Origin of the sequence: Pseudoduganella sp. RAF53_2, from assembly GCF_052113985.1 — a bacterium.
Lineage (GTDB): Bacteria > Pseudomonadota > Gammaproteobacteria > Burkholderiales > Burkholderiaceae_D > Rugamonas.
Map to the genome: position 1 here is coordinate 1 of NZ_JBFRDW010000393.1, position 5,614 is coordinate 5,614.

6 protein-coding genes are annotated in these 5,614 nt (G+C 60.0%); 3 read left to right on the top strand and 3 right to left on the bottom strand.

What is annotated here, in order from left to right; genetic code table 11:
- Positions 1-1,615 (bottom strand): PAS domain S-box protein (locus AB4Z11_RS21005; RefSeq protein ID WP_442027440.1); only part of this gene is annotated, 1,615 nt, incomplete at its 3' end.
- Between the two features lie 119 nt (positions 1,616-1,734).
- Between AB4Z11_RS21005 and AB4Z11_RS21010 the strand changes: the two genes are divergently transcribed.
- On the top strand, positions 1,735-2,241 hold the full coding sequence (locus AB4Z11_RS21010; protein ID WP_442027441.1) for a DUF1993 domain-containing protein: 507 nt from the start codon (positions 1,735-1,737) through the stop codon (positions 2,239-2,241).
- 144 nt (positions 2,242-2,385) lie between these two features.
- Here the strand turns inward: AB4Z11_RS21010 and AB4Z11_RS21015 are convergent, their stop codons facing one another.
- Together AB4Z11_RS21015 and AB4Z11_RS21020 are read right to left on the bottom strand one after the other, a co-directional pair.
- Positions 2,386-2,580 (bottom strand): DUF1289 domain-containing protein, encoded by a 195-nt coding sequence (locus AB4Z11_RS21015; RefSeq protein WP_442027442.1) that lies wholly within the window; start codon positions 2,578-2,580, stop codon positions 2,386-2,388.
- Positions 2,580-3,140, bottom strand: a complete 561-nt coding sequence (locus tag AB4Z11_RS21020) for a DUF1415 domain-containing protein (RefSeq protein WP_442027443.1) — start codon at positions 3,138-3,140, stop codon at positions 2,580-2,582. The genes AB4Z11_RS21015 and AB4Z11_RS21020 overlap by 1 nt, the downstream gene beginning before the upstream one ends.
- A gap of 181 nt (positions 3,141-3,321) precedes the next feature.
- Here AB4Z11_RS21020 and AB4Z11_RS21025 point away from each other — a divergent pair, with 181 nt between their 5' ends.
- Positions 3,322-4,659, top strand: coding sequence for a transglycosylase SLT domain-containing protein (locus AB4Z11_RS21025; protein WP_442027444.1), 1,338 nt, complete (start codon positions 3,322-3,324; stop codon positions 4,657-4,659).
- A 181-nt stretch (positions 4,660-4,840) separates the two neighbouring features.
- On the top strand, positions 4,841-5,614 hold a 774-nt coding region (fabI, locus tag AB4Z11_RS21030; protein WP_442027445.1), incomplete at its 3' end, for an enoyl-ACP reductase FabI.

Below are 5,614 nucleotides of genomic sequence, written 5' to 3' on the forward strand. Positions count from 1 at the left end.
GCGTGAGGTTGCGGTCCTGGCCCAGGGCTTCCGCTTCGGTGTAGCCGGTGATTTGCGTGAAGGCGGGATTCACGGCCACGATGGTGCCCTTGTCGTCGATGACCATCACGCCGTCGGCAATGTGCTCCAGCACCGTGGCGGACAGGCGCAGCTTTTCTTCCGCCTCCTTACGCGCGGTGATGTCGGCGTAGACCCAGATCGAGCCTTCGTTGGAGCGGTTCTGGTCGATCGCGCAGCCGGACACCATGCACCAGAACAGCGTGCCATCGCGGCGGCGGTAGTGGCGTTCCTCGCTGAAGTATTCGCCTGCGCCCAGGGTCGGGTACTGGCGCGCGCCGGCCGATTCGAAGTCGAAGGACGTCGGGAACACTATCGCGGTCGAGCAGCCCACCATCTGGCCCGGCTCGTAGCCGAACAATTCTTCGCAGCGGCGGTTGACCGACACGATGGTCCGATGGCGTACGAACATCACGCCGAACATCACGTTGTCCAGAATCGCGCTCTGCTCGGCCAGCAGGGCCTCGATGCGCATTTCGTTGTGCTTACGCTGGCTGATGTCGGAAATGATGCCGTCCACCCAGCTCGCCTGGCCCGCTTCGCCCATTTGCGGCTGGCCGTTTTCCGCCACCCAGCGCTCGGTGCCGGTGGCGTCGATGATGCGGTATTCAATTTCGTAAGGCTTGCCCTCTTCCAGCGCGGCCACCACGGTGCGGCGCTGACGCTTGCGGTCTTCCGGGCAAATCAGGTTGGCCCAGGCGTGCGTCGTGCTGCGCATGAACTGCGAAGCGGAGTAGCCGGAAATGTCTTCAATGGCATCCGACACGAAATCGATCGGGCCATCCGGGCGGTAGCGGAACACGGCGCCCGGCACCTGGGTCACGATGGTGCGGAAGCGCTCTTCGCGCTGGCCGATGTCTTCGAACAGGTGTTTGATCGCGACCCGCATCTGCTCCAGCTGGCTGGCCAGGCGGCCCAGCTCATCGTTGCTGCGCAAGTCCATACGGGTTTCGAAATCGCCGTGCGACAGGCGGTCGGAGAAGCGCATCAGCTTGCGCAGCGGCTTCAGCAAACGCGAATTCAGGAACAGGATGATCAGCACCAGCGACATGGTCAGCTGGGCGGCCAGCACGAACACGTAAGACCATTGTTTGTCGCGCAGCTCGGCCTGGCTGCGAGCGTCGTCCATCTCGACCATGATGCGGCCGATCTTTTCGCCGCGCACCAGGATCTCGCGCTCGGCGCGGTAGACATTGCCGATCTGGCGCTTGGGCGCCTCCATGTGCATGAACTGGGTGTCGGCCTGGCCGGTCACTTCCACGCGCAGCACGGAACGGTCGCGCATCACGGATTCCRCCAGCGAGTGGGCGGATTCCGCATTCATATTCCACAGGGATTCCTGCATGCCGAGCGCCAGGATGTCGGCGTTGCGCTGCAGGGATTCGTTCAGGGCGGTGCGTGCGGATTGCTGCTCGTGCACGCCGATCAGCAGATAACTGCCGATTGCTGCGGGAATGACCAGTCCACCAAACACCATCAGAAGCAGCGAGCCGTAGATGGATAGTCCATACAGGGCGCTCAGACGGGATCTCAGTTTTCGGTATAAATGACTAGCCATGCAGGACGGTTGAGTTGAAAAACATACCCATCAGCAATTATGCACATAAACTCTATGAACAGTCACCCTTATTGAGAGCATTCTTGCTATGATCGCCGCTCTTAACTGAGGAGCATCTTATGTCGTTTTCCATGTATTCCGCGTCCGTTCCGGTGTTTCGCCAGATTCTGAATAGCCTTTTGGTTATCCTGGAGAAGGCTGAGGCCCATATCGAAGCGAAGAAAATCGATCCGAACGCAGTGTTGCAATTCCGTCTCTTCCCGGACATGCTGCCCTTCACCCGTCAGATCCAGATCGCTGCCGACTTCGCCAAGGGCGCAGGCGCGCGCCTGGCCGGCCAGGATGTGCCGTCGTATGAAGATACGGAAAAGACCTTTGGTGAACTGAAGCTGCGCATCACGCGCACCATCGCTTTCCTGGACAGCCTGCCGAAGGCCGCCATCGAAGAAAGCGCCCAGCGCGCTGTAACTACCGGTTCCGGTGAAAAGCTGAAGAACTGGGTGGGCCAGGAGTATCTGGTGCATTACGCACTGCCACACTTCTACTTCCACGCCACCACGGCTTATGACATCCTGCGCCATAACGGGCTGGAAATCGGCAAGAAGGATTTTATCGGCACCTGGTAATTCAGGCACGGCGGGTCAATGACCCTCCCTACGCGGCGCCGCGTGACAAATCCGGGATGCGCCGCGCGGGAATTCCGGCCATCGTCGCAACGCACGGCAGCTCGGGGGGGGCAGCGTAGGGCGGATCATTGATCCGCCATTGCGTCACGTGTTGCGGCGCGGATAGCCCTGCGCGAGAATGCGCGTCCAGACCTTTTCTTTCTCCTGGGCGCTCATGGAAACCCAATGCGCCACCTCGATATAAGTCCGGCCGCAACCGCGGCAGATCTCATCGAAAGTGGTCGAGCAGACCGCCACGCAAGGCGTRTCCGGCCGCTCAGGCAATTTCTGCTCGCTCATCACTTCACCTCAAGGCCCAGCTTATCCCAGCCCTCGTGGCCCAGTTCTTCCATGGTTTCGATGTTCTTCTCGAAAATGGCTTCGGCTTCCGGGAAAGCTTCCACAGCGCGGTCGATGCTTTCCTCGCGCAGCAGGTGCAAGGTCGGGTAAGGCGAACGGTTGGTGTAGTTGCCGATGTCGTTCTTATCCGTGTCGGCGAACTGGTAGTCCGGGTGGAAGCTGGCCACCTGAATCTCGCCTTCCAGCTCCATATCCTCGACGGCCGCGTCGGCCACATCAAGGAATTCGTTATATTCCTCAAAGTCGTTCAGCACGTTTGGATGAATAATCAGGGTCGTGTCGACCTTTTCCGCCGGGGTGTCGGACAGATACTGAAGCTCGTCCATCAGCAGTTCCAGCAGTTCCTCCGGCGTTTCCGCCTCGGACACCACATAGCGGACCTGTTCCTTGATATAGACCGCCTTGGCGAAAGGACACAGGTTCAGGCCGATCACCGCCTTTTCCACCCATTTCCGGGTTGCTGCGATTACGGCACTATGATCCACGGGGGACTTGCTCATCTTCAATTCCTGAATGCTAAAACTGGATGCCAATTATACCCTTTCACTGAATAAACTCATAAAATTGCATAAGAAAATCAGTGACATAGCGCATTTTTGCTTGACTGAACCATGCATGATCCTTACACTCCGGGTTTAGATAGTCCGTCCGATGTTTCTTGTCCGACAACAGTGGAAAACTATGCAAGCACGAATTCAAACCGCCCTGCTGGCCGCGCTGATCGCTAGCGCAGCCCCGGCGATCAACGCAGCCGACATGGCCCTGCCGTTGAACGCCCCGGCGAAAACCAGCCCGTCCGACGCACCCAAGACCTTCGCCAAGCAAGCTGTAGCGGGCGAAGAAACCTTCCGTGAGACGGATGTATGGGGCCGCATTCGTTCCGGCTATGCCATTCCCGACGTGAACAACTCCCTGGTGGCCAAGCATGCCAAGTGGTATGCCGACCGTCCGGACTACATGGCCCGCACTTCGGCCCGCGCCTCGCTCTACCTGTACCACGTGGTCAGCGAGCTGGAAAAGCGCGGCATGCCGACTGAACTGGCCCTGCTGCCATTCATCGAATCCGCATTCAACCCGAACGCCCTGTCCAGCGCTTCCGCCGCCGGCCTGTGGCAGTTCATGCCCGGCACCGGCAAGGACTATGACCTGAAGCAGAGCGCGTTCAAGGACGACCGCCGCTCGGTTATTGCCTCGACCGATGCCGCCCTGACCTATCTGCAGCGCCTGTACGATATGTTTGGCGACTGGCACCTGGCTCTGGCCGCCTACAACTGGGGCGAAGGCAATGTGCAGAAAGCCGTCCAGCGCAACAAGGCCGCCGGCAAACCGGTCGATTTCGACAGCCTGGCTGATCTGATGCCGGCCGAGACCCGCAATTACGTGCCGAAGCTGCAAGCGGTGAAGAATATCGTCGCCAACCCGCAGCAGTTCGGCCTGAACCTGCCGCAGATCGACAACCAGCCTTACTTCGCGACGGTCGAAAAAACCAGCGATATGGACGTGGCAGTGGCCGCCAAGCTGGCCGAAATGTCGGTGGACGAGTTCAAGGCCTTGAACCCGCAGTTCAACCGCCCTGTCATCACCGGCAACGACCAGACCCAGATCCTGCTGCCGAAGGCAAACGTCGAGAAGTTCTACTCCAACCTGGCATCGTGGACCCATGCGCTTTCCAGCTGGACCACGCACAAGATCAGCAGCGCCCGTGAATCCATCGCCTCCCTGGCCCACAAATTCGGCACCACGCCGGAAGCGATCCGCATGGCAAACAACATCCCGACCCGCAGTGTGCTGAAGGCCGGCTCCACCATCCTGGTGCCGAAAACTTCCGCCATGGTGGATCAGGACATCCCTTCCGAAATCGCCGATTCCGCCACTGTCGCCCTCGATTCCGAGCGCACCACCGGCGGCAGCAAGCGCTACAAACAGGCCAGCGCGTCCAACACGAACGCGAAACCTGCTGTCAGCATGGTCAAGGCCCACGTCAAGCGTGACGCAGTAGGCCATCACAAAAGCAACTAACCCCGTTCCGCCACGACTTGGCAAACTTGCAGTCGTGGCGTCATGGCAATACAATCTCTGTCTTGCGTTGCGCATGCGGCGGATCAATGATCCGCCCTACGACCCTCGTCCGTCGTGATGCGTAGGGCGGATCATCGATCCGCCGAACCACCCAACACGCTGTACCCACTGGAGCAAATAGATGGCTTTCCTGCAAGGCAAAAAAATCCTCATCACCGGCGTTCTGTCCAACCGTTCGATCGCTTACGGCATCGCCCAGGCCTGCCACCGCGAAGGCGCTGAACTGGCGTTCACCTATGTCGGCGACCGCTTCAAGGACCGCATCACCGAATTCGCCGCCGAATTCGGCAGCAAGCTGGTGTTCGACTGCGACGTGAGCAGCGACGAGCAAATCAACAACCTGTTCGCAGACCTGGGCAAAGAGTGGTCGCAGCTGGACGGTTTCGTGCACGCCATCGGCTTCGCGCCTCGGGAAGCAATTGCCGGCGAGTTCCTGGACGGCTTCAGCCGCGAAAACTTCCGCATTGCCCATGACATCTCCGCTTACAGCTTCCCAGCCATGGTGAAAGCCGCCCTGCCGCTGCTGAAGCCTGGTTCCTCGGTGCTGACCCTGTCCTACCTGGGTGCAGTGCGCGCGATCCCTTACTACAACACCATGGGCCTGGCCAAGGCATCGCTGGAAGCGTCGGTGCGCTACCTGGCCGAAAACCTGGGCCAGCACGGCATCCGCTCCAACGGCATTTCCGCCGGTCCGATCAAGACCCTGGCCGCGTCCGGCATCAAGGACTTCAGCAAGCTGCTGGGCTTCGCCTCCAGCCACGCTCCGCTGCGCCGCAATGTGACCATCGAAGAAGTCGGCAACGCCTCCGCCTTCCTGCTGTCCGACCTGGCCTCCGGCATCACCGGCGACATCATGTACGTCGACGGCGGCTTCAGCCACGTCATGGGCCTGAAC

Excerpts from the sequence above, each read along its gene's own strand:
- AB4Z11_RS21010 (WP_442027441.1), top strand. The coding sequence starts at position 1,735 with ATGTCGTTTTCCATGTATTCCGCGTCCGTTCCGGTGTTTCGCCAGATT.
- AB4Z11_RS21020 (WP_442027443.1), bottom strand. The coding sequence starts at position 3,140 with ATGAGCAAGTCCCCCGTGGATCATAGTGCCGTAATCGCAGCAACCCGG.
- AB4Z11_RS21025 (WP_442027444.1), top strand. The coding sequence starts at position 3,322 with ATGCAAGCACGAATTCAAACCGCCCTGCTGGCCGCGCTGATCGCTAGC.